We start from the raw sequence: 21,383 nt of genomic DNA, 5'->3' as shown, positions 1-21,383 counted from the left end.
GGGCGCGACGCTCCCACTGGAAACGCCGCACCCAAACCGATAAAGACCAGCTGTAGTATTAGGGTGAGGGGGTTGCGCGTGGCGGGACGTCCGGCAAAAGCGCATCCCCCTCCCCCTCCCCACCGCTGTGCGGTGGGTCCCCTCCCTCTCCCCGGAGGGGCGAGGGTCATTTGGGCGACCGCTTCGCGGTGCCCACCGCTCAGCCGCGCGGCAGGTAGCCGAGTTGGTGCGAGATCGCGTCCGCCGTCTCCACCACCTTCGCCCGCAGATGGTCGAGCGTGGCGGGCTGGTCCATCACGGCGCTGGGGCCGGAGAGGTTGATGGCGGCGATGACCTCGCCCCGGTGGTCGCGGATGGCCGCCGCGATGGCGACGATCCCCGACACGAAGGAGGAGCGGTTCATCGTCCAGCCGCGCTTGCGGTCCTCCGCCACCTCCTGGATCAGCGAGGTCAGCGTGACCGCCGTGGTGTCGCTGTAACGGTCCAGCCGCACGCCGGTGTAGAGCTGCGCGATGGCCTCGTCGCCGAGGCCGCTCAGCAGCATCCGGCCCATCGCGGTGGCGTGGGCCGGCAGGCGGTAGCCGACCGCGATGTTGCTGGACAGCGTCATGTGCGAGTGCGCCCGGTAGACGTAGACCACCTCCGTCCCGTCGCGCACCGCCATGTGGGCGGAGATCTGCGTGCTGTCGCGCAGCCCGTCGATGTAGGGGATTGCCACCTCGATCCCGTCCAGCCCCGACAGGTAATGGTAGCCGAGCTGCATCGACCGTGGCGCCAGGCGGTAGGACTTGCCGTCCCCCATCCGCCCGATGTAGCCGAGATGCTCCAGCGTGAAGACCAGCCGGTAGGCCGAGGCCCGCCCGATCCCCAGCGCCTTGGCGATGTCGGTCAGGGACAGCGTCCGGCGCTGTGGCGTGAACAGCTCCAGGATGGCCAGCCCGCGCTGCAGCGCCGGGGCGATGTAGGTGTTCGGATCGGTCTCGCTCATGTGTCCCGGCGCAACCCCTCGATGGCGCGCCGGTAGGCGGCCAGGATGGCGTCCTCCCGGACGTGGCGGCCCTCGCGCACCACGGTCCGCCCCGCCGCGACCACGTCGCGCACGGCGTGCCCGTCGCTGGCGAAGACATAGGCGTCCAGAAGGCTGTCGTCGGTCCGAGAAAGCAGTTTCGGGTTGTCGGCGTCAAGCACGACGAGGTCGGCGGGCTGACCCACCCGAATACCGCCGCCGGCCACCGGCTGGCCCAGCGCCTGCGCGCCGCCGGCCACCGCCGCCCGGTAGAGGCCGCCGCCGATGGACGGGCAGTCCCCGATGCGCAGCACGTTGCGCCGCCGCTGCACCAGCCGCTGCCCGTATTCCAGGAGGCGCAGCTCCTCCGCCGCCGAGACGCTGATGTGGCTGTCCGATCCGACGCCGAAGCGTCCGCCCTGCGCCAGGAAGGGGATGGCGGGGAACAGCCCGTCGCCCAGATTGGCCTCGGTCGTCAGGCAGAGACCGGCCACGGCTCCGCTCGCCGCCATCCCGTCCACCTCCACGGGGGTCACATGCGTGGCGTGGACGAGGCACCAGCGCGGCCCGACCGGGGCGTTCTCCAGAAGCCACTCCACCGGGCGCTTGCCGCTCCAGGCGACGCAGTCGTCCACCTCCGCCGTCTGCTCGGCGATGTGGATGTGGATGGGCGCACCGGGGTCGAGCGCGTCGAGGCCGGCCAGCGCGTCGCGCATCTCCTCCGGCGTCACCGCGCGCAGCGAATGCAGGGCGAGGCCGGCGCGACGGCCCGCCCGCTCCGTGCCCATCGCCTTCTGCATGGCGGAGACGATGGACAGCAGCCCGTCCACGTCGTTGATGAAGCGCTTCTGCCCGTCGGACGGTGGCTTGCCACCGAAGCCGCTGTGGGCGTAGAGCACCGGCAGATGGGTCAGGCCGATCCCGGCCGTGTCCGCGGCGGCCAGGATGCGGCGCGACATCTCCGCCCGGTCGGCGTAGGGGCGCCCGTCGGCACCGTGGTGGAGGTAGTGGAACTCCGCCACCGCCGTGTAGCCCTGCTTCGCCATCTCCATGTAGAGCAGCGCGGCGACGGCCTCCGCCACCTCCGGCGTCATGCGATGGACGAAGCCGTACATGGCGTCGCGCCACGTCCAGAAGCTGTCCTCCGACGGGCCGGCGTATTCGGTCAGCCCGGCCATGGCGCGCTGGAAGGCGTGGCTGTGCAGGTTGGGCATGCCGGGGATCACCGGCCCGGCGGCCCGAGGCAGGCCGTCTGCCCCCCCATCATTCACCGAAACGTCCCGCTCCACGGCCGTCAGCGTGCCGCGCGCGTCAAAGCGCAGCGCGACGTTCGAGGCCCAGCCCTCGGGCAGCAGCGCCCGTTCGCAGAAAAGCCCGTTCATGCCGTCCATCGCCGCCTCCGTCACGCCCGTTCCTCCGCCCAATCGGCCATTGTTTCGATAAACCGCCGCAGATGCGGACGAATCCGCGCGGCGCGCGCCTCGTCGAAGGCGAAAGGCGCATCCTCCTCCATGTAGGTCACCTGCGCCATCTCAAGCTGCACGGCGTGCCAGCCCTCGGCCGGGCGCCCGAAATGGCGGGTGATGTGGCCGCCCTTGAAGCGCCCGTTGAGGACATGGGTGAAGCCGTCGGCCCCGGCATCCGCGCCGACCGCGACCAGCCGGTCGCCCAGCACGGGATCGGCGCTGCGTCCATCGTTGGTGCCGATGTTCAGATCGGGCAGCCGCCCCTCGAACAGCCGCGGCACGACCGAGCGGATGGAGTGGGCGTCGAACAGCACCGACCGCCCGAATTGGTCGCGCAGCCGGGTCATCTCCGCGGTGATGGCGTCGTGGTAGGGCGCCCAGTAGCGGGTGACCCGCTCCGCCACCTCCGCCGCGTCCGGTTCCGCGCCGGGCTGATACAGCGGCGCCCCGTCGAACAGGGTGGTCGGGCAGAGACCCGTGGTGGCCCCGCTGTAGAGCGGCGTGTCGTTGCTGGGGCGGTTCAGGTCGACGACGTAGCGCGAGAAGCGCGCCTGGATCACCCCGACTCCGAGATCCTCCAGGAAGTCGTAGAGCCGCGGCAGGTGCCAGTCGGTGTCGGGCAGTCCCTGCGCCTCCGGCACCAGCCGGCCGATGAATCCGTCCGGCAGCGCCGTGCCGACATGGGGCAGGCTGACCAGCACCGGACGGCGCGCGGCGCGAAACCCGAAGACGTCCATATCCTCTCTCCCGTGCGACAGCTGTTTTGTCAGCAAAACTTTCAGCATCCCTGTTATGGCGCCCCTGGCCGTTGCGGCGGTCGCGGTACGCAACCGCAACACCGGCGTTGCCATAAGGCTTCCGTCATGCTCCAGTATGACAAACGGCGTTGACGCGGCTGTTTTCCCTGGGCAACATATGTTTTATAGGCAAAACACGGCGCTGCCAAGCCGGTCGCTGCGCAAGGGGGCTTCCCCGGCCTTCGAATCTGGCAACGCGGGCGCAACGAACAGGGAAATTCCGACCCATGAAGTCCTTTGGTAAGTTTCTCGCCGCCGCCTCCTTCGCCGCCGCCGCGGTCGTCACCATGGTCGGCGCCGGGTCTGTCCCGGCCCGCGCCGAGGACGCGGTGATCGCCTCGATCAAGCAGAACGGCACCTTCCGCGTCGGTGTGGACGCCACCTTCGCGCCCTTCGAATTCTCGCAGGACGGCAAGAAGACCGGCTTCGACATCGAGCTGGTGGAGGCCATCGCCAAGGAACTGGGCGCCACCAAGGGCGTCGAGTGGGTGGACATCGACTTCAAAGGCCTGATCCCCGGCCTGATGGCCAACCGCTTCGACATGATCGCCTCGGCCATGTACATCACCGAGGAGCGCCGCAAGGTCGTCGCCTTCTCCGACACCTACTATCCGGGCGGCCTCGTCATCATGGTCAAGGCGAACAACGCCGCCGTGAAGGGTCCGGCCGACCTCGAAGGCAAGACCGCCGCCGTGCAGATCGGCACCAAGTCGGTCGCCCACCTGAAGGAACATTTCCCGAAGACGAAGGTCGTCGAGGTGGAGACCAACGCCGAGATGTTCGGACAGGTCGAGACCGGCCGCACCGACGTCGCGGTGACCGGGAAGCCCGCCGCCAAGCTCTACGCCCAGGCGCACCCGACCGTGAAGGTGCTGGACGACCAGCTCACCACCGAGGATTACGGCTTCGCCATGCGCAAGGACAACACCGAGCTGGTGACCAAGGTGAACGCCGCCATCGCCAAGCTGAAGGCCGACGGCACCTACCAGAAGCTCGTCGACAAGTGGTTCGAAGCCAAGAAGTGATCGCTCTTTTTGTGAACGGAGGACCCCTCCCGTGACGCTCGACTTCGCCCCCGTCTGGGGAGGGTTGCCGGAGCTGCTGAAGGGCACCGTGGTCACCATCGAGGTGACCGCGGCGGCCTTCCTGCTCAGCGCCGTGCTTGGCCTGCTCGTCGGCATCATCCGCCTCAACCCGGCGCGGCGCGTGCTGTACGGCATCGCGTCGGCCTATGTCGCCTTCATCCGCGGCACGCCGCTGCTGGTGCAGCTGTTCCTGCTGTTCTTCGGCCTGCCGCAGTTCGGCATCCTGCTGCCGGCGATGCTGTGCGGCGTGATCGGGCTCGGCATCTACAGCGGCTCCTACGTGTCGGAGGTGGTGCGCGGCGCCATCCAGTCGATCGACCGCGGCCAGATGGAGGCCGCCCGCTCGCTCGGCATGTCCTACCGCGAGGCGATGTGGGAGGTGGTCCTGCCGCAGGCTTTCCGCCGCATGCTGCCGCCGCTGGGCAACGAGACCATCGCGCTGATCAAGAATTCGGCGCTGGTGTCGCTGCTGACCATCGACGACGTGATGCGCGAGGGCCAGCGGATCATCTCCACCAGCTTCCGCGCGCTGGAGGTCTACATCGCGGTGGCGCTGATCTACTTCGTGCTGACCAACGCGGCCACCTGGATTCTGCGCCAGCTCGAAAAGCGCATGACCGTGGAAAGAGGGTAAGCCGGTGATCGAGATCCGCAACGTCTACAAGAGCTTCGGCAGCACCGAGGTGCTGAAGGACGTCAGCCTGACCGTGCCGCCGTCGCGCACCACCGTGGTCATCGGCCCGTCCGGTTCGGGCAAGAGCACGCTGCTGCGCTGCTGCAACTGCCTGGAGATCGCCGACCGCGGCGAGATCCGCATCAACCACCGGACCATCATCGCCGACGGCAAGCCGCTGCCCGACAAGGAGCTGAACGCGCTGCGCGCCGAGACGGGCATGGTCTTCCAGTCCTTCAACCTGTTCCCGCACATGACCACGGTGGAGAACGTCATGCGCGCCCCCGTCGTGGTGCGCGGCATGGCGAAGGCCGAGGCGCGGGAGCTGGCCATGGGGCTGCTGCGCAAGGTGGGGCTGGACGACAAGGCCGACGTCTATCCGTCCACCCTGTCGGGCGGGCAGAAGCAGCGCGCCGCCATCGCCCGCGCGCTCGCCATGAAGCCGAAGGTGATGCTGTTCGACGAACCGACCTCCGCGCTCGACCCCGAGCTGGTCGGCGAGGTGCTCCAGGTCATGAAGACGCTGGCCGAGGAAGGCATGACCATGATGGTGGTGACCCACGAGATGGGCTTCGCCCGCGAGGTCGCCGACACCGTCGTGGTCATGGCCGACGGGCGCATCGTCGAGTCTGGCTCCCCGGAGCAGATCTTCACCAACCCGGTGCAGGAGCGCACGCGCGGCTTCCTGCGCGCGCTGGTGGACGGCCATCTCGCCGGCGCCCGCCCGCAGCCGGTGGCGGACGACCCGCTGGACACACTGCCCGGCAACCACTGACCTTCCCGCGATCTTGCCCCACACCACCCATCGGCCTCCCGCCTCGCCTCTGACGGTGCTGGCCGCGCTGATCCTCGGCGTCTGCGTCATCCAGGTCGCCAACGGCATCCTGCAGATTCTGCTGCCGCTCCGCCTCGCCGAGGCGGCGGCCCCGCCGCTGGTCGTCGGGGCGGTGGCGTCGGCCTATTCGGTCGGTTTCGTGCTCGGCTGCTGGGCGGCGCCCTGGATGATCCGCCGGGTGGGCGGGGTGTGGTCCTTCGCCGCCTTCGGGCTGCTCGCCGCCGCCGCCACGCTGCTGCTGAACCTGCTGCCCGACGCGCGGGCCTGGGTGGGGCTGCGGCTGCTGATGGGGGTGTCCTACGTCGGGATGCTCACCGTCGCGGAAAGCGGGCTGGCCAGCCTGACCCCGCCGGGATCGCGGGGCAGCGTCTTCTCCTTATACATGATCGCCTGCAAGGTGGCGGTGATCGGCGGCCAGATGCTGCTCGCCAGCCCGGACCTGTCGGCCCTGTGGCTGACCGTCCTGGCGGCGGGCTGCTACGGCCTGTCGCTGGTGCCGGTGGCGGTGATCCGCCCGCCGGCCAGCGCCGCGCCGAAGGGACCGGCGCCGTCCCCCTGGCAGTATGTGCGGCGGGCGCCGGTGGCCTTCGCCGGCTGCCTGATGGTCGGCCTGTGCAACACCGCGGTCACCGGCATCGGCCCGGCCTGGCTCGCCGGGCTGGCCCTGCCCGCCGCCGGGGTCGCGCTGATCATGTCGGGCATCCAGGTGGGCAGCGTGGTGCTGCAATGGCCGATCGGCCGGCTGTCGGATCGCCACGACCGGCGGCTGGTGATCTTCGCGGTGTCCGCCGTGGCGATGGTCGCCGCCTTCCTGATCGCCGCCTTCGCCAACCCGCCCGGCGGCGCGGCGCCGCAGACCGTGCTGTTGGGGCTGTTCACCCTGTGGGGCAGCGCCGCCCTCTCGCTCTACGCGATTTGCGTTGCCCACGCCAACGACCATGTGACGGCGGAGGAGACGGTGCCGCTGGCCAGCGCGCTCCTGCTCGCTTGGGCGTTGGGGGCGGCACTCGGGCCGCTGCTGGCGACGGCGGCCATGGAGTGGTTCGGGCACGACGCGCTGTTCGTCTATGTCGGGGTGGTTTCGGGCGGCCTGACCCTGTTCGCCGGGCTGCGCCGCCTCATCAGCGGCCCATTCCGGGCCGAGCCGTAAGGCTTGGCCGCGGGCGGGCGGGCGGGCTACTGTGTCCCGCCCAGCAGCCCCCTCCCCCGCGCTCCATGCCCAGCACCACCGACACCCCGACCGACGAGCAGTTCCGGGCGATCCAGGCCATCGACGCCTGGTACGCCGACCCCGCGGCCCCCCAGATGTTCTGGCTGGCCGGCGAGGCCGGTACTGGCAAGACCAAGACGACCGTCTTCGCCCTGGACCACCTCCAGGACCGCCGCAACCTGGAGAATTTCGTGGTCGGGGCGCCCACCGGCAAGGCGGCGCAGGTGCTGCGCCGCAAGGGCATCGACCGGGCGGCGACGCTGCATTCGCTGATCTACGCGCCGCGGCAGGACGACGACACCGGCGAGCTGTTCTTCGCCCGCAAGTCGGAGGGCAAGTTCGCCGAGGCCGACCTGATCGTCTGCGACGAGGGCTCGATGGTCGGGGACGACGTGGCGGGCGACCTGCTGCGCTCCGGCAAGAAGATCCTGATGATCGCCGACGACTACCAGCTCCCCCCGGTGACCGGCCAGGGCACGCTGACCAAGGGCGAGCCGGATTTCCGGCTGGTCGAGCCGCACCGCACAGCGCGGGAAAGCCCGGTGATCCGGCTCGCCCATCTGCTGCGCCGGCAGGAGCTGCCGCGCCGCTTCGGCACCGCCGGAAACGCCCATGTGCTGCCGCTGAACCGGGTGACCGAGCCGCTGGCCCTGCGGGTGGACACCCAGACCATCTGCGGCACCCACCGTGTGCGCACCGACTTCACCCGGCGCATCCGCACCCGCCACGGCTTCGACACGGTGATGCCCCAGGCCGGGGAGCGGGTGATCTGCCGCCGCAACGACCGCGAGGAAGGGCTGTTCAACGGCATGATCGGCACGCTGACCCGCCCGGCGGCGGAGGGGCGGGGCCGCCAGGACGGGCTGTGGTCGCTCGGCATCCATATGGAGGACGAGGTGAAGCCCCGCGGCAAGCTGATGGTCCACCCCTGGATGTTCCAGGCCCACTACAGCGGGGAGACCAAGGCGCCGCGGGTGGAGCGCGACGTGCAGCAGTTCGATTGGGCCTGGATGATCACCTGCCATTCCGCCCAGGGGTCGGAGTTCCCCTCCGTCACCGTGCTCGACGACTCCGCCGCCTTCCGCGAGCACAAGTGGCGCTGGCTCTACACCGCCGTCACCCGCTCGCAGGACGAGCTGTTCCTTCTGCTGCGCAACGCCGATCTCGGTGGGAACTGGCGGATGCCGGAACTCGACGCATGATGGGATGAAATAACCCTCTCCCCCCTGGGGAGAGGGTGGCCCGCAGGGCCGGTGAGGGGGATGTGCATGGCGGTGCGTCCGGCACAAGCGCACCCCCCTCACCCTGACCCTCTCCCCGGAGGGGAGAGGGGATTTTGGAGGCGATGGTGCCCGACGGCTCACGCCGCTGCGGCGACCCGCTCCAGCTTGGCGGGAAGCCCCTGGCGCACCGCCGTTCCGGCGATGGGATCGACCCAGACCGACGCGCCCGGACGGGTCGGGTCGTGCAGGCCCAGGTCGTTGATGTTCACCCCCGCCCCGATCTCCGGCACCACCGGCTGGCTGCGGCCGCCGATGACGTGGGGGCGCGCGCCGAACTCCTTGTGGCCGAAGCCGTGCTCGACGGCGAGCACGCCGGGCATCACGCCGTGCCGGACGATGGCGGTCGCCAGTTCCGACCCGCCCGGCGTGGCGATGCGGATGCGGTCGCCGGTGGCGATGCCCAGCCGCCGCGCGTCCTCCGCGTTGATGCCCACCGGGTTCTCCGGGTGCAGGTGACGCAGGCGGCTGGCCGCGATGGTGTAGGCACTGACCAGCACCGATTTCGAGCTGATGAGCTGGAAGGGCCAGTCCTCCGCCGTGTGGACCTGCCGCATCGGCGTGCCGTCGGCGAAGGCCGGGGGCGTCCAGGCGGCGGTGCCGGTCCAGCGCTTGCCGGTGACGCTGCTCTTCGCCGCGCCGACCGCCTCGTTGTAGACCAGCAGCCCGTCCTTGAAGCGGTGGGTGGCCCTGTCGCCCTCGAAGCCCTCCGCCTGGTTCTGGTAGCGCCCGCCGCGCGCCAGGATGAAGGCGACCTTGCGCCACTCCTCCTCCTTCAGCACCGACTGGAGCGCCGGCAGGACGCGGGCGACGCCGGACAGGGCGATGTCCTCGTCGGTGGCGTCGGGCACCGGCTGCTTGCCCAGCCACGCGATGTTGGCGCCGCCGCGCAGGTACCAGTCCTCGGGCCGCTCCAGCGGATGGGTGTTCCCGTCCATGTCGGCGATGGCGTCCGGGCCGAAGCCGGGCAGGCCCAGCCGCTTCGCCAGGGCGATCAGGAAGGTCTCCATCTGGACGTGCCGTCCGTCCGGCAGCGGCTCGGTGCGCGGCGTCACCACCGGCCAGCGCGCCGTCGAGGTCTTGGTCGGCACGCCCGCCCAGGGGGACGCCCAGCCCCAGGTCTCGTACAGCACGGTGTCGGGCACGATGTAGTCGGCGAAGGCCGTGGATTCGTTGATGAAGGGGTCGATGGCGACGATCAGCGGCAGCGCCTTCGGGTCGCGCAGCTTCGCCTCCACCTGGGCGCGGACGCCGGGGATGCCGTAGACCGGGTTGCTGTTCCACAGGAACAGGGCCTTCAGCGGGTAGGGGTAACCGTCCACCACGCCGCTGGTCAGATACTCGGTGGTGAGCTGCGGGGCGTTGGGGTACCAGGGCGCCTTGGCCGGATAGGGCTTGCCCGCCTCCTTCCTCGCCTTGAACTCGCTGGACTTTTCATAGGGGACGGGCCGGCTGATGGCGGTGCCGGAGGGCTTCACCTGTCCGGGGAAGCTCGCCAGCCTGTAGCGCGGGCCATCCTGCTCGTCCGGGAAGCGCCCGCCGCCGAAGATGGTGCCGCCCTTCCAGTTCAGGTTGCCGATCAGCGTGTTCAGGGTGACCACGCCGAAGGCGTTGTAGAAGCCGTTGCCGGCCATCATGCCGCCGTGGGTGTTGGCGGCGGCCTTCTTGCCGTGGCTGGTGAATTCCCGCGCCAGACCGGCGATCACGTCGGCGGGAATGCCGCAGGCGTCGGCGTAGCCGGCGAGGTCGAGCCGCATCGCCTGCTCGCGCAGCAGGGTCAGGCTGGTCTTCACCGCCACCTCGCCCGCCGGGGCCGCCACCGTGCCGCCGTGGAACAGCGCGGCCGGTCCCATCAGCGCGTCGTGGGCGACCGGCGTGCCGGAAGGGTCGAGCACGACGAAGGCGTCCTTGGCGCCGTAGCGTTCCTTCTCGTCCAGCGTCACCCAGCCGAGGTCGGAGGCGCGCAGCATCCGCCCGTCGCGCGGGTGGCCCGCCTGTTGGATCACCAGATGGGTGGCGTTGCACCAGCCGGCCTCGCCCGCGGCCTCCGCCGCCTTGCCGTTGGGTTGGGACAGGTAGTTGCTGTCGATGCGCCCGTTCTCGAACATCCAGCGCATCATGCCCATGACCAGGGCGCCGTCGGTGCCGGGCCGGATGGGAATCCAGTTGGACCGCTCCGCCGCCGCGCGGTTGTCGGCGTTGGTCAGCACCGGGTCGACGACGACGTAGTTCAGAACGCCGTCCGTCCGCCCCTTGGCGAGCAGCATGGCCTGCCGCTTGAACGGGTTGCCGGCGTTCGACGGGGCGGTGCCGATGAACAGGACGAACTCGGCGTTCTGCAGGTCCGGCTTGGCGTGCGGCATCTTCTTGGCGTCGCCGAACACCGCCCCGGAGCCGGAGCGGTAGGCGCCGCCGCAGTAAGAGCCGTGGCCGACGAAGTTGATCGTCCCCAGCGCCTGGTTGAAGAAGCGCCGCACGAAGGGCTCCCGCCCGTCGTTGACCGACGACAGCAGGGCCACCTGATTGACCTTCGGCCCCAGCTCGGGTGCGGCCGGGTCGATGGGCGTCTTCAGGTCGCGCAAGGCGCGCAGGCCGGGGACCGGGCCTTCGCCGAACAGGTCGCCGCCCTCCGCGATCTCCTCGACCAGACGGTCGAAGGGGATGGGTTCCCATTGGCCGGAACCGCGCGGGCCGACGCGCTTCATCGGCGTGGCGACACGGAAGGGCGAGGTCAGCATCTCCAGCGCCGCGTTGCCCCGCCCGCAGGCGGTCGAGCGGCCCTTCAGCCCCTTCTCGTCCAGCCGCGACAGGGACTTGAAGCTCTCCCTGATCGGCGTGCCGTAGGGCAGGAAGGGATCGGTGGACAGCGGGCTGTAGGGGTTGCCGGCGACGCGCAGCACCTTGTTCTTCTCCACATCCACCCGGACGCGGACGCCGCACAGGGTGGTGCAGCCGAGGCAGGCGACGTTGGCGACGATCTGGCCCGGCGTCGGGGTGAGGTCGCCGGTTGCCGGATCGACGCGGAATTCCGGGGCCGGGGCGTTGCCGGAGATGGCATGGTCGGGCTTGTCCCCGGCCCAGGCGCCCTTCACGAGTTTGCGTCCGGTGTCGGAGAAGCCACCCGCGAAGGCGGCGAGCGCGCCGCCGGCGGCGCTGGTCTTCAGGAGAAGGCGACGGGAAATCGACATGATGGTTGCTCCGTTCACTCGGCGGCGGCCACGGTTCCGGCGGGCGTCTGGGGGGCGCGGGCCGGACCGGGCGCCGTGCGGCGCGGGGAAGGCAGGATGGCGGTGAGGGCGATCAGCAGGAACAGCCAGAGTCCCGCCGTGCCGACGATCCCCAGAAGCCCCTCCGGACCGGCGGGCAGCGCGTAGTCGTAGAAGCCGGCGCCGGTCTTCGGCACGCTCTGGCCGCCGATGAACACGGTCCAGCGGAACATCCAGGCGCCGTGCAGAGCGATCAGCCCGGTCAGCAGCCCCGTCCCGGCGGGCTTGGCGACGGCGATGGCGAAGGGCAGCGCGGTGGCGGCGACGGCCCAGACGGCGGTGACGCGCCACGCTTCCGACCCGGCGACGCTGCCCAGCGCCTCCGCGTGGGTGGTGTCCAGCCCGAACAGACCCAGCGCCAGCCACAGCGCGCCGACCAGCATGACGCCGCCCAGGAAGCCGGCGAGCAGCCGGTTGGCCCGCACCTCCACCGCGCGGTCGTTGCCGGCGGCGAAGCGGTTCAGCACCAGCACCAGACCGGCGGCGCCGGCCAGCGCGGTCATCAGGAACTGCACGGGCAGGAAGGGGGTGTGCCACAGCGGGCGCGCCTTGACCACCGCGACCTCCGCCCCGGTGTAGAGGGCGACCAGCAGCGCGCCCGACAGGGCGAACAGGCCGGCGGCGCGGATCAGCGCGTCGTTGCGTCCACCGTTCAGGGCGGCCAGCCGGTAAAGCGCGGCGAGACGGCTGTCCACCCGGCCATGCGCCTGCAACTCCTCGCGGAAGCACGTCCAGCCATAGACCAGCAGGCCGGTGACGTAGAGGGGGATAAAGACGGAGCCCCACCACATCCAGGACGTAGGACGCAGCACGACGTAGAAGTGCCAGAAGCGGCCGGGCTGGTGGAGGTCGGACAGCAGCGCCACCGGTGCGGCCAGCCCGCAGGTCAGCGCCACCAGCAGGGCGGTGCGCCCGAGTTTGCGCCACTCCTCCTTCGCGAAGGCGTAGCCGGGCAGGCTCAACAGCAGGCCGCCGACCGACAGGCCGATCAGGAAGAAATACTGCACAGCCCAGGGAAGCCACGCGACCTCGCGGGTCACGTTGATGACCTCGACGATGTGGTTGTCCATCATGCGTGCTCCTTTTGGGCGTGAGGCTGCGCGGAGGGACGCCAGAGCGTCTGTGTGCCGTCGACCTTCCCCTGGAAGCGGGGATCGAGGCCGAGGTAGAAGACGCGCGGCTGGGTCCCCTGCTCCGGCTTCAGTACTTTCGGATTCCCCTCGCGGACCAGGGTGGAGACGGCGCTGTCCGGATCGTTCAGGTCACCGAAGACGCGGGCGCCGCCGACGCAGGTCTCCACGCAGGCGGGCAACAGGCCGGCCTCCACGCGGTGGACGCAGAAGGTGCATTTGTCGGCGGTCTGGGTCTCGTGGTTGATGAAGCGCGCGTCGTAGGGGCAGGCCTGGACGCAATAGGCGCAGCCGACGCAGACGGTGTTGTCCACCACGACGATGCCGTCCCGGCGCTGGAAGGTCGCGCCGGTCGGACAGACGGGGATGCAGGGCGGCTCCTCGCAATGGTTGCACAGGCGCGGCAGCATGTAGCTGCCGGCCTTGCCCTGCTCCGTCACCTCGTAGGTGGAGACGATGGTGCGGAAGCTGTTTTCCGGGACATCGTTCTCCATGATGCAGGCGACCGTGCAGGCTTGGCAGCCCACGCATTTGCCCACGTCCACCACCATCGCCCAGCGGTGCGCCGGATCGCCGTCCCGGCGGAGCGACGCAGCGCCGGGGGCGGCGGCGGGCATCGCCGCAGCCGTCGCGGCCCCGATGGTCGCGGCACCCGCGCCGAGGCAGAAGTTGCGCCTTGATCGGTCCATGGCTGGCCTCATCGCACCTGATTCCTTCAGCCGCGACGAACCGCGGCCTTATGGTGCGAAGGGTACCGGCCCCCTGTCCCCACTCCCATTGGGGGCATCCCTACACTTCTTAGGGTAAACCCCAGTGACGACATGCCGCAGGGGCCGGCCAGTCCTCAGCGATCAGCCCTTGAGCGCGTCGGCCACCGCCCGCGCCACGTCGGCGTGGATGGCGTCCCGCTCCTTGAAGCCGTCGGCCGTCTCGGTCAGGTAGCTGGCGATCAGCAAGGGCGCCCTCCCCTCCGGCCAGACGATGCCGACGTCGTTGGCCGTCCCGCGCGCGCCCGTGCCGGTCTTGTCGCCGACGCGCCAACCCTTCGGCAGCCCGGCGCGCAGCCGCTTGTCGCCGGTCCGGTTGGCGACCATCCAGGCGATGAGCTGCTCGCGCGACGCCGGGGTCAGCGCGTCGCCCAGCATCAGCCGCTCCATGCTGTGGACCATCGCCGTAGGCGTGGTGGTGTCGCGGGGATCGCCGGGAATGGCGCTGTTCAGCGACGGCTCGTTGCGGTCCAGCCGGGTTTTCCGGTCGCCCAGCGTGCGCAGGAAGGCGGTCAGCCCGGCGGGGTCGCCCACCGCCGGCAGCAGGAGGTTCGCCGCCACATTGTCGCTGAGCGTCATCGTCGCCTCGCACAGTTCGGCCACCGTCGGGGGCGGGCCGTCGAGGCGTGTTTCGGCGAAGGGGGCGTAGGGGACGAGGTCGGCCTTGGTCACCGGGATGCGCCGCTCCAGCCGCTCCCGCCCCTCATCCACCCGCTTCAGGATGGCGCCAGCCAAAAGAAATTTGAAGGTGCTGCACATCGGGAAGCGTTCGTCCGCGCGATGCCCGAAGCGCTGGCCGGTGCCGGTGTCGAGCACCGCCACGCCGAGCCGGCCACTGCTGCGCGTCTCCAGCGCGGCGATCGCGTCCGCCAGCCTCTTGTTCCCGAATTTCCTGGGTTTTTCCGCCCTCACGCCGGTCGCCGCCAGCACCGTCATGCCGCCCGCCGCGGCCAGGAAAGCCCGCCGTCCGATCATTGTATCCTCGTGTCATGCCGTGTCGATGGACGGACGATAAAAAGCTCCCGGCGCTTGAACAAACGATGATAGTTTTCACAAGCCGCAAGAAAAACTTATAGCTGCCCATGGCCCGTCCCCAGCTTCCGCTCAACGCGCTGCGCGCCTTCGAGGCGTCGGCCCGCCATCTCAGCTTCACCCGCGCCGGGCTGGAGCTGTGCGTCAGCCAGGCGGCGGTCAGCCAGCAGATCCGCACGCTGGAATCGCGGCTGGGCGTCGCCCTGTTCCGCCGCCTGCCACGCGGCCTCGCCCTGACCGACGAGGGGGCGGCGCTGGTGCCGGTACTGATGGACGCCTTCGAGCGGATCGGCGCGACGCTCGACCGCTTCGCCGACGGGCGCTACCACGAGGTGCTGACGGTCGGGGTGGTGGGAACCTTCGCCACGGGCTGGCTGCTGCCGCGCCTGCCGGCCTTCACCGCCGCGAACCCGGCGATCGACCTGCGCATCCTGACCAACAACAACCGGGTCGATCTGGCTGGCGAGGGGCTGGACTTCGCGATCCGCTTCGGCGACGGCTCCTGGCACGGGGTGGAGGCGGTGCCGCTGCTCGACGCCCCGCTGACCCCGCTCTGCGCCCCGGCGCTGGCGCAGCGGCTGTCCAGTCCGGCGGACCTCGCGCGGGAGGTGCTGCTGCGCTCCTACCGGGTCGAGGAGTGGCAGCGTTGGTTCGCGCTGGCCGGGGTGCCCTGCCCGGCCATCCGCGGTCCGGTCTTCGACTCCTCCCCCACCCTCGCCGCCGCCGCGGCGATGGGCGCCGGGGTGGCGCTGCTGCCCGCGCGGCTGTTCGGCCACGATCTGGCCACCGAGCGGCTGGTCCGCCCCTTTGCCATCGAGGTGCCGGCGGGCCGCTACTGGCTGACCCGCCTGCATTCCCGTCCCGAGACGGCGGCGATGCAGAGCTTCCGCCACTGGATCGCCGCCGCCGTCCACGCGGGTGATTAGGCCGGAGTCTCAGGCTGGTGTGGGCGCCCGCTCCGGCAGGACGCCGGCCTGTTTCAGCTCCCGCCAGAAGTCCGCCGGAATCGGCTGCTTCATCAGCGCCACATTCTCATGCACGCGCGGCGGGTTCTTGGTGCCCGGAATGACCGAGGCGACGACCGGGTGCGCCGCGCAGAATTGCAGGGCCGCCGCCCGCAGGTCCACGCCGTGCCGTTTGGCGATCTCGGCCAGACGGTCGCGCGCCGCCACCTTGTCCGGCGGGGCCTCCCGGTACTCGAAATTCTTGCCCCCGGCGATCAGGCCGGAATTGTAGGGGCCGCCGACCACGACATGGACACCGCGCTCCTGGCAGCGCGGGAACAGGGTGTCCAGCGCCGGCTGGTTCAGCAGGCTGTAGCGCCCGGCCAGCAGGAAGGCGTCCGGGTCGGCCCGCTCCAGCGCCATCACGCAGGGCTCCACCCGGTTGACGCCCAGGCCCCAGGCGCGGATGACGCCCTCTTCGCGAAGCTTCGTCAGCGCCACGGCGGCGCCCGTCATGGCGGTGTCGAACACCTCCAGCCAGCGGTCACCGTGAGCGTCCTCCGCGCAGTCGTGGATGTAGGCGATGTCGATGCGGGCCATGCCCAGCCGTTGCAGGCTGTCCTCGATGGAGCGGCGCACCCCGTCGGCGGTGTAGTCGTAGTCCACGCGGAAGGGCAGCCCCTTCACGAAGGGGCCGTGCTGGCCGCCCTTGCTGGCATCGGCGCGCAGCAAGCGCCCGACCTTGGTGGACAGGATGAAGTCGTCGCGCGGACGGTTGCGCAGGACATGGCCGAACCGGTGCTCCGATATGCCGGGGCCGTATTCCGGCGCCGTATCGAAATAGCGGATGCCGGCGTCCCAGGCGGCGGACAAGGTGGCCTCCGCCACGTCGTCCGGCACCTCCTCGAACATGTTGCCGAGCGGAGCGCCACCGAATCCGATGGGTCCGGGCGGAGCGAAATGCTTGCGGTCCGGCATGATCGACCTCTCGTTGTTTTGTGCGTGCGCGGGGACTCGAGTCTGCGCTCTTATGGCGCTTCCCTCAACATCGGCCCTCAACATGGGGATGGCCGCGGCGTTCCCAGTCGCAACCGGCCGGCGCCGGCGTGGCAATTTGCGACGCGGATGGGAGCGCGTTGGCAAATTGCAACGGTTGGGAAGAAACAACCGCGCGGCCGGATCGGGAATTTTGCTGGGCGGAACAGCAATTGCGCGGGGATTGGGAGTTGGCCCGGTTTTTGAGAATGATTTGATCCGGTGCGGGCGACCGACGCCGAACAAAAAATACCCCAGGCAGGACATCCCATCATGACCACCTCCCTTCGTGCCTTCGCGAATTTGCGCACCGCAACCAAGGTCTACACCGGCTTCGGGGTCACGCTGGCCCTGCTGGTCACGTTGGGGGCGGTTTCCTGGAGCGGCCTTCGGTCCAATGATACAGCGCTGCGCAGCTACGCGGCGCAGTCCGACGTCACGGTGACGCTGGGCGAGGCCGACACCGCGCTGTCCGACGCACTGGGAGCCGCGGCGGAATTTCTCGTCTCCGGGACGGACGGTGCGGCCAACCGCTTCCGCGCCACCGCCGCGGACTTCCGCCGGCATCTGGACAAGGCGGCTCCCGGAATCGGCGATCTCGCCGACCGTCAGGCCGTGGAGGAGATCCGCGGGCTGGAGCGGGATTTCCTGACCGGCTTCGATCGTCTGGTCGCCCTGCGCACCGAACGGGACGGCATCGTCGCGGAGGTCGTGAACAAGCTGGGCGCCGACATCCGCCGGACGCTGAGTGAACTGGTCGCCGCCGAACGGCTGACCGGGAATCTGGACCGCACCGTCCAGGCTGCGGGGGTCAGCGAGCAGTACTTGCTGGTGCGCGTGCTGGTCGCCCGCTTCGTGACCGAGACGAAGCCCGAGGATCTGGCCCGCATCCGTCAGGATCTGGCGGCGGTGGCCGCCGACGTCCAGACCGAAGCCAAAAGCTGGGCCGATTCGCCGGGCGCCGCGAAGCGCGCGGAGGTGCTCGCCAAGCTGCCGCGCTACACCGCGGGCATCGAGCGCATCGCCGCCATCGCCGAGGAGATGGCGCGGGTCAACTCCGACACGCTGACCCGCGCCGGCGCCCAGATCAACGGCAGGATCGGGGCGATCCGCCAGCACTCCACCGAGGTTTTGAAGGGGCTGGAGCGCAGCGCCGCCACCGCGGTGACCGCCGCCGAGCGGCAGGGAGCCGCGGTGACCGCCGCCGCCGTGGCGCTGGGGCTGCTGCTGGCCTGGATGATTTCGCGGGCGATCACCCGTCCGCTCGGCGCCATCACCGGGGCGATGGGCCGGCTGGCCGAAGGCGACCGGACGGTGCAGGTGGACGAGGGGTGGCGAAAGGACGAGATCGGGGCGCTGGCCCGCGCCCTCCAGGTCTTCAAGTCGAACGCCGAGGAGATGGAGCGCATGCGCAAGGCGCAGGAGGAGGCCGAACGCCAAGCCACCGAGCAGCGCCGCGCCACCATGATGCGCATGGCCGACACCTTCGAGACGACGGTCCAGGGCATCGTCGAGGCGGTGGCGAGCGCCGCGGGCGGCATGCACAACGCCGCCAGCACCTTGTCCGGCACCGCGGCGGACGCCAGCGAGCGCTCGCTTCTGGTCGCCTCCGCCTCCGAGGAGGCGTCGGCCAACGTGCAGACCGTCGCCAGCGCGACCGAGGAGTTGTCGGCCTCGATCGCCGAAATCGGCCAGCAGGTGGAGATCTCCACCCGCATCGCCGGTCAGGCGGTGAGCGACGCGGAAGGAGCCGACCAGACGATGTGCGCCCTGGTCACCGCCGCCGAGCAGATCGGGCAGGTGGTGGAGATCATCAGCGGCATCGCCGCCCAGACCAACCTGCTGGCGCTGAACGCCACCATCGAGGCGGCCCGCGCCGGCGAGGCCGGCAAGGGATTCGCCGTGGTGGCGGGCGAGGTGAAGGCGCTGGCGAACCAGACCGCCAAGGCAACCGACGAGATCCAGTCGAAGGTGCAGGAGATCCAGCAGACCACCGGCGGCGCGCAGAAGGCCATCGGCAGCATCGGCCAGACCATCGGCCGGATGAGCGAGATCGCCACAACCATCGCCGCCGCCATCGAGGAGCAGGCCGCCGCGACCCGAGAGATCGCCAGCAGCGTCTCCCAGGCCGCCCAGGGGACGGAGGAGGTGTCGCGCAACATCGCCGGCGTCAGCACGGCGGTGTCGGAAACCGGCGACGCCGCCAGCCGCGTCCACGGCACCTCGGAGGAACTGGCCGTCGAGGCGGAGCGTCTGCGCAGCGAGGTGCGCAGCTTCATCGCCACCGTCCGGGCCGCCTGACCCGGCAGGAGGGGGAATCGCCGCTTGTTCCGGTTCCCGTCCGCCGGATGGGTGTTAGGCTGAACCGAGGCGCCTGAGCGACAGGCGTCTCGGTTTGGCGCTTCGATTGGGCGGCCGGGATTGGTCGGTCATGATGAGAAGGATTTCCCTGAGGGCCGCCTCCGGCTTCGTCCGGCGTTTCGCCGGGCTGGCCGGGGGCTACTGGGCGGGGCGGGACCGCTGGTCGGTATGGCTGCTGACGGCGGCCCTGCTGGCCCTGACGGTGGCGCAGGTGTCGGTCCCGGTCATGTTGAACCTGTGGAGCCAGCGCCTGTTCGACGCGCTGGAGCAGCGGGCGATGGACCGTTTGCCGGTCATGGCCGCGGTGGCCGGCGGCATCCTGCTGTTCAACATCGCCGTCACCGTGTCGCATCTGTGGGTGAAGCGGCGCATCCAGTTCGGTTGGCGGGCGTGGCTGACCCGGCGCTTGGTCGGCGGTTGGCTGTCCGACGGGCGCGAACTGACCCTCCCCTCCCGTCCCGGCGACCATGACAATCCGGACGGACGCATCGCCGAGGACGTCCGAATCGTCACCGAACTCGCCGTCGATCTGGGCCATTCGCTGACCTACTGCCTGCTGCTTCTGATCAGCTTCTCCAGTATATTGTGGCAACTTTCCGGTGTCGTGCATGTCGCGTTCGGCGGCCTGAGCCTCGCGGTGCCCGGCCATCTGCTTCTCCTCGCCCTGGCCTTCTCCGCCGCCGGGACCGCCGCGGCCATCGCCGTCGCCCGGCCGCTCGTCCGCGCGGCGGAGCGCCGGCAGGGGCTGGAGGCCGATTTCCGCTTCGGGCTGGCGCGGGTGCGGGAGAATGCCCCGGTCATCGCCCGGCAGCACGGTGAAGCCGTGGAGCGCGGCCGCATGGCCCTGCTGTTCGGCGGGGTGCGCCGTGGCTGGAAACGGCAGACCGCCGCGCTGGTCCGTGTGATGGCCTTCGGCGCGTCCTATTCGGTGCTGTCCACCGTCTTTCCCATCCTGGTGGTAGCGCCCCGCTACGTCGCGGGGGCCATCACGCTGGGGATGATGATGCAGACCGCGCAAGCCTTCCAGCAGGCCGTCGCGGCGTTGTCCTGGCCCATCGACAATCTGGCGACCGTCGCCCAGTGGAAGGCGTCGGTGGAGCGCGTGCTGGGCCTCAAGGAGGCGCTGGACGGGATCGCCCCCTTGGCCCCGGTCAAGGCGCGTGTCCCGGATTCGCTGTCCGATGGCGGCAACACCGCGCGGAAACGGTAAAGCGGCCCGGCACTTTCCGTTTGACCTCAACTTAGCTTGAGGTTCTATCCTGCCGCCGCACGCCGAAACCTTGGGAGGGACCGGGCCGAATGCACCGCGAGATACGGCTCCTGCTGCGCCGCTGGAAAATCACTCTGCTAAAGAAACGCGAAAACCGCCGCCGCCTTGCCCTGTTCAGGCCCATCCTGCCCGGCGCGAACCTGAAGGACCGGCTGATCGCCTGCTGCGGCGCCATGCTCGGCCTCGCCGCGACGGGCCTGCTCTGCCACAACCTGCTGACCCATATCACAAGCGCGCCAGCCCTGGTGGCCCCCATGGGGGCGTCGGCGGTCCTGCTGTTCGCGGTGCCGGCCAGCCCGCTCGCCCAGCCCTGGTCGATCATCGGCGGCAACACCCTGTCGGCGCTGGTCGGGGTGATGGTGGCGGCGCTGATCCCCGACCCGATGCTGGCCGGCGGCGTGGCGGTGGCGCTGGCCATCGCGACCATGTCGATGACGCGCTGCCTGCACCCGCCGGGCGGCGCCGCCGCACTGACCGCGGTGATCGGTGGGCCGGCGATCGCGGCGTCGGGGATGCAGTTCGTGTTCTATCCGGTGGCCGTCAACTCCATCCTGCTGGTGCTGGCGGGCTGGACGTTCCACCGCTTCTCCGGCCATTCCTACCCGCACCGGGCGCCGCCCAAGCCGGCCAACAGCCATGGCACCGCCGATCCGCCCGCCCGGACGCGCGCCGGCCTGACCGCCGACGACCTGGACGAGGCGATCCGCGACCTGGGGGAAGCGCTGGACGTCAACCGCGACGACCTGAGCGCACTTCTGGAGAAGGCGGAGCTTCACGCCATGGAGCGGATGCACGGCGGGATCACCTGCGGCGACATCATGGCCCGCGACGTGGTGACGGTGAGCGCGGAGGCCCATCCGGAGGTGGCCCGCGCCCGCCTGATCGAGCACGCCTTCCGCACCCTGCCGGTGGTGGACCGGCGCAACGTGGTGGTTGGTCTGGTCGGGCACCAGCATCTGGTCGGGAACGCCGCGACGGTGGCCTCGGTGATGGCCCCGCCGGTGACCGCCGGCCCGGAAACACCGGCCTTCCGCCTGCTCGGCCCACTGTCGGAAGAGAGCACGCACGAGGTCGCCATCGTGGATGGAAGCGGCGGACTGCTGGGTGTGGTGACCCAGACGGACCTGCTGCTGGTGATGGCCCGCACGAACCTTCTGCAATCGCTGGAAAGCGTCCGGAGTCCGGACGCGCTGGCGGCGTCGGCAAGCCGCTGACCCGCATCGGCA

17 protein-coding genes are annotated in these 21,383 nt (G+C 70.3%); 9 read left to right on the top strand and 8 right to left on the bottom strand.

What is annotated here, in order from left to right; genetic code table 11:
* Nucleotides 1–199 precede the first annotated feature (199 nt).
* From JJL56_RS21715 to hutG, 3 genes are read right to left on the bottom strand one after another with little or no spacing between them, the layout of a single operon-like run.
* The gene (locus JJL56_RS21715; protein ID WP_200486220.1) at nucleotides 200–988 is read right to left on the bottom strand and encodes an IclR family transcriptional regulator; all 789 of its coding nucleotides are present in this window, start codon (nucleotides 986–988) and stop codon (nucleotides 200–202) included.
* Nucleotides 985–2,412 (bottom strand): formimidoylglutamate deiminase, encoded by a 1,428-nt coding sequence (locus JJL56_RS21710; RefSeq protein ID WP_345772619.1) that lies wholly within the window; start codon nucleotides 2,410–2,412, stop codon nucleotides 985–987. Before JJL56_RS21710 ends, JJL56_RS21715 begins: the two co-directional genes overlap by 4 nt.
* Nucleotides 2,409–3,209, bottom strand: coding sequence for an N-formylglutamate deformylase (gene hutG / locus JJL56_RS21705; RefSeq protein WP_200486219.1), 801 nt, complete (start codon nucleotides 3,207–3,209; stop codon nucleotides 2,409–2,411). The genes JJL56_RS21710 and hutG overlap by 4 nt, the downstream gene beginning before the upstream one ends.
* 287 nt (nucleotides 3,210–3,496) lie before the next feature.
* On the opposite strand from hutG, the gene JJL56_RS21700 reads away from it, so the two are divergent.
* From JJL56_RS21700 to JJL56_RS21680, 5 genes are all read left to right on the top strand, one after another.
* On the top strand, nucleotides 3,497–4,294 hold the full coding sequence (locus JJL56_RS21700) for a transporter substrate-binding domain-containing protein (protein ID WP_145624719.1): 798 nt from the start codon (nucleotides 3,497–3,499) through the stop codon (nucleotides 4,292–4,294).
* 31 nt (nucleotides 4,295–4,325) lie between these two features.
* A complete protein-coding gene (locus JJL56_RS21695) occupies nucleotides 4,326–4,988 on the top strand; it encodes an amino acid ABC transporter permease (protein ID WP_094303574.1) in 663 nt (220 codons plus the stop codon).
* A 4-nt stretch (nucleotides 4,989–4,992) separates the two neighbouring features.
* The gene (locus tag JJL56_RS21690) at nucleotides 4,993–5,802 is read left to right on the top strand and encodes an amino acid ABC transporter ATP-binding protein (RefSeq protein WP_145624723.1); all 810 of its coding nucleotides are present in this window, start codon (nucleotides 4,993–4,995) and stop codon (nucleotides 5,800–5,802) included.
* Between the two features lie 13 nt (nucleotides 5,803–5,815).
* The gene (locus JJL56_RS21685) at nucleotides 5,816–7,012 is read left to right on the top strand and encodes an MFS transporter (RefSeq protein ID WP_145624725.1); all 1,197 of its coding nucleotides are present in this window, start codon (nucleotides 5,816–5,818) and stop codon (nucleotides 7,010–7,012) included.
* A gap of 65 nt (nucleotides 7,013–7,077) precedes the next feature.
* A complete protein-coding gene (locus tag JJL56_RS21680) occupies nucleotides 7,078–8,274 on the top strand; it encodes an ATP-dependent DNA helicase (RefSeq protein WP_200486218.1) in 1,197 nt (398 codons plus the stop codon).
* Between the two features lie 158 nt (nucleotides 8,275–8,432).
* Here the strand turns inward: JJL56_RS21680 and JJL56_RS21675 are convergent, their stop codons facing one another.
* From JJL56_RS21675 to bla, 4 genes are all read right to left on the bottom strand, one after another.
* The gene (locus JJL56_RS21675; protein WP_211111932.1) at nucleotides 8,433–11,540 is read right to left on the bottom strand and encodes a molybdopterin dinucleotide binding domain-containing protein; all 3,108 of its coding nucleotides are present in this window, start codon (nucleotides 11,538–11,540) and stop codon (nucleotides 8,433–8,435) included.
* Nucleotides 11,541–11,554: 14 nt separating this feature from the next.
* The gene (gene nrfD / locus JJL56_RS21670; RefSeq protein WP_200486216.1) at nucleotides 11,555–12,691 is read right to left on the bottom strand and encodes an NrfD/PsrC family molybdoenzyme membrane anchor subunit; all 1,137 of its coding nucleotides are present in this window, start codon (nucleotides 12,689–12,691) and stop codon (nucleotides 11,555–11,557) included.
* On the bottom strand, nucleotides 12,688–13,437 hold the full coding sequence (dsrO, locus tag JJL56_RS21665; RefSeq protein WP_200486215.1) for a sulfate reduction electron transfer complex DsrMKJOP subunit DsrO: 750 nt from the start codon (nucleotides 13,435–13,437) through the stop codon (nucleotides 12,688–12,690). The genes nrfD and dsrO overlap by 4 nt, the downstream gene beginning before the upstream one ends.
* 162 nt (nucleotides 13,438–13,599) lie before the next feature.
* Nucleotides 13,600–14,490 carry a class A beta-lactamase gene (gene bla, locus JJL56_RS21660; RefSeq protein WP_200486214.1) on the bottom strand — a complete coding sequence of 297 codons (891 nt, stop codon included), beginning with the start codon at nucleotides 14,488–14,490 and terminating at the stop codon, nucleotides 13,600–13,602.
* 107 nt (nucleotides 14,491–14,597) lie between these two features.
* Between bla and JJL56_RS21655 the strand changes: the two genes are divergently transcribed.
* Nucleotides 14,598–15,473 (top strand): LysR family transcriptional regulator, encoded by an 876-nt coding sequence (locus JJL56_RS21655; protein WP_145624736.1) that lies wholly within the window; start codon nucleotides 14,598–14,600, stop codon nucleotides 15,471–15,473.
* 9 nt (nucleotides 15,474–15,482) lie between these two features.
* On the opposite strand, the gene JJL56_RS21650 is transcribed toward JJL56_RS21655, so the two are convergent.
* On the bottom strand, nucleotides 15,483–16,469 hold the full coding sequence (locus JJL56_RS21650; RefSeq protein WP_200486213.1) for an aldo/keto reductase: 987 nt from the start codon (nucleotides 16,467–16,469) through the stop codon (nucleotides 15,483–15,485).
* 330 nt (nucleotides 16,470–16,799) lie between these two features.
* Here JJL56_RS21650 and JJL56_RS21645 point away from each other — a divergent pair, with 330 nt between their 5' ends.
* The 3 genes from JJL56_RS21645 (at nucleotide 16,800) to JJL56_RS21635 (ending at nucleotide 21,371) form a co-directional block, all read left to right on the top strand.
* Nucleotides 16,800–18,827 (top strand): methyl-accepting chemotaxis protein, encoded by a 2,028-nt coding sequence (locus JJL56_RS21645; protein ID WP_145624740.1) that lies wholly within the window; start codon nucleotides 16,800–16,802, stop codon nucleotides 18,825–18,827.
* Nucleotides 18,828–18,957: 130 nt separating this feature from the next.
* Nucleotides 18,958–20,097: an SbmA/BacA-like family transporter gene (locus JJL56_RS21640; RefSeq protein WP_200486212.1), complete on the top strand. Its 1,140-nt coding sequence runs from the start codon at nucleotides 18,958–18,960 to the stop codon at nucleotides 20,095–20,097.
* An 89-nt stretch (nucleotides 20,098–20,186) separates the two neighbouring features.
* Nucleotides 20,187–21,371: an HPP family protein gene (locus tag JJL56_RS21635; protein WP_145624744.1), complete on the top strand. Its 1,185-nt coding sequence runs from the start codon at nucleotides 20,187–20,189 to the stop codon at nucleotides 21,369–21,371.
* The last annotated feature ends 12 nt before the right edge of the window (nucleotides 21,372–21,383 follow it).

The organism is Azospirillum aestuarii (assembly GCF_016632405.1).
Classification (GTDB): Bacteria; Pseudomonadota; Alphaproteobacteria; order Azospirillales; family Azospirillaceae; genus Azospirillum; species Azospirillum aestuarii.
Note: the sequence above shows the minus strand (reverse complement) of the source record. Positions and strands in the feature narration are given on the sequence as shown.

What these genes read in the sequence shown, in the direction of transcription:
- dsrO (WP_200486215.1), bottom strand. Translation starts at nt 13,437, where the DNA reads ATGGACCGATCAAGGCGCAACTTCTGCCTCGGCGCGGGTGCCGCGACC.
- JJL56_RS21655 (WP_145624736.1), top strand. Translation starts at nt 14,598, where the DNA reads ATGGCCCGTCCCCAGCTTCCGCTCAACGCGCTGCGCGCCTTCGAGGCG.
- JJL56_RS21635 (WP_145624744.1), top strand. Translation starts at nt 20,187, where the DNA reads ATGCACCGCGAGATACGGCTCCTGCTGCGCCGCTGGAAAATCACTCTG.
- bla (WP_200486214.1), bottom strand. Translation starts at nt 14,490, where the DNA reads ATGATCGGACGGCGGGCTTTCCTGGCCGCGGCGGGCGGCATGACGGTG.
- JJL56_RS21650 (WP_200486213.1), bottom strand. Translation starts at nt 16,469, where the DNA reads ATGCCGGACCGCAAGCATTTCGCTCCGCCCGGACCCATCGGATTCGGT.
- JJL56_RS21645 (WP_145624740.1), top strand. Translation starts at nt 16,800, where the DNA reads ATGACCACCTCCCTTCGTGCCTTCGCGAATTTGCGCACCGCAACCAAG.
- JJL56_RS21680 (WP_200486218.1), top strand. Translation starts at nt 7,078, where the DNA reads ATGCCCAGCACCACCGACACCCCGACCGACGAGCAGTTCCGGGCGATC.
- hutG (WP_200486219.1), bottom strand. Translation starts at nt 3,209, where the DNA reads ATGGACGTCTTCGGGTTTCGCGCCGCGCGCCGTCCGGTGCTGGTCAGC.
- JJL56_RS21675 (WP_211111932.1), bottom strand. Translation starts at nt 11,540, where the DNA reads ATGTCGATTTCCCGTCGCCTTCTCCTGAAGACCAGCGCCGCCGGCGGC.
- JJL56_RS21700 (WP_145624719.1), top strand. Translation starts at nt 3,497, where the DNA reads ATGAAGTCCTTTGGTAAGTTTCTCGCCGCCGCCTCCTTCGCCGCCGCC.
- JJL56_RS21715 (WP_200486220.1), bottom strand. Translation starts at nt 988, where the DNA reads ATGAGCGAGACCGATCCGAACACCTACATCGCCCCGGCGCTGCAGCGC.
- JJL56_RS21640 (WP_200486212.1), top strand. Translation starts at nt 18,958, where the DNA reads ATGATGAGAAGGATTTCCCTGAGGGCCGCCTCCGGCTTCGTCCGGCGT.
- nrfD (WP_200486216.1), bottom strand. Translation starts at nt 12,691, where the DNA reads ATGATGGACAACCACATCGTCGAGGTCATCAACGTGACCCGCGAGGTC.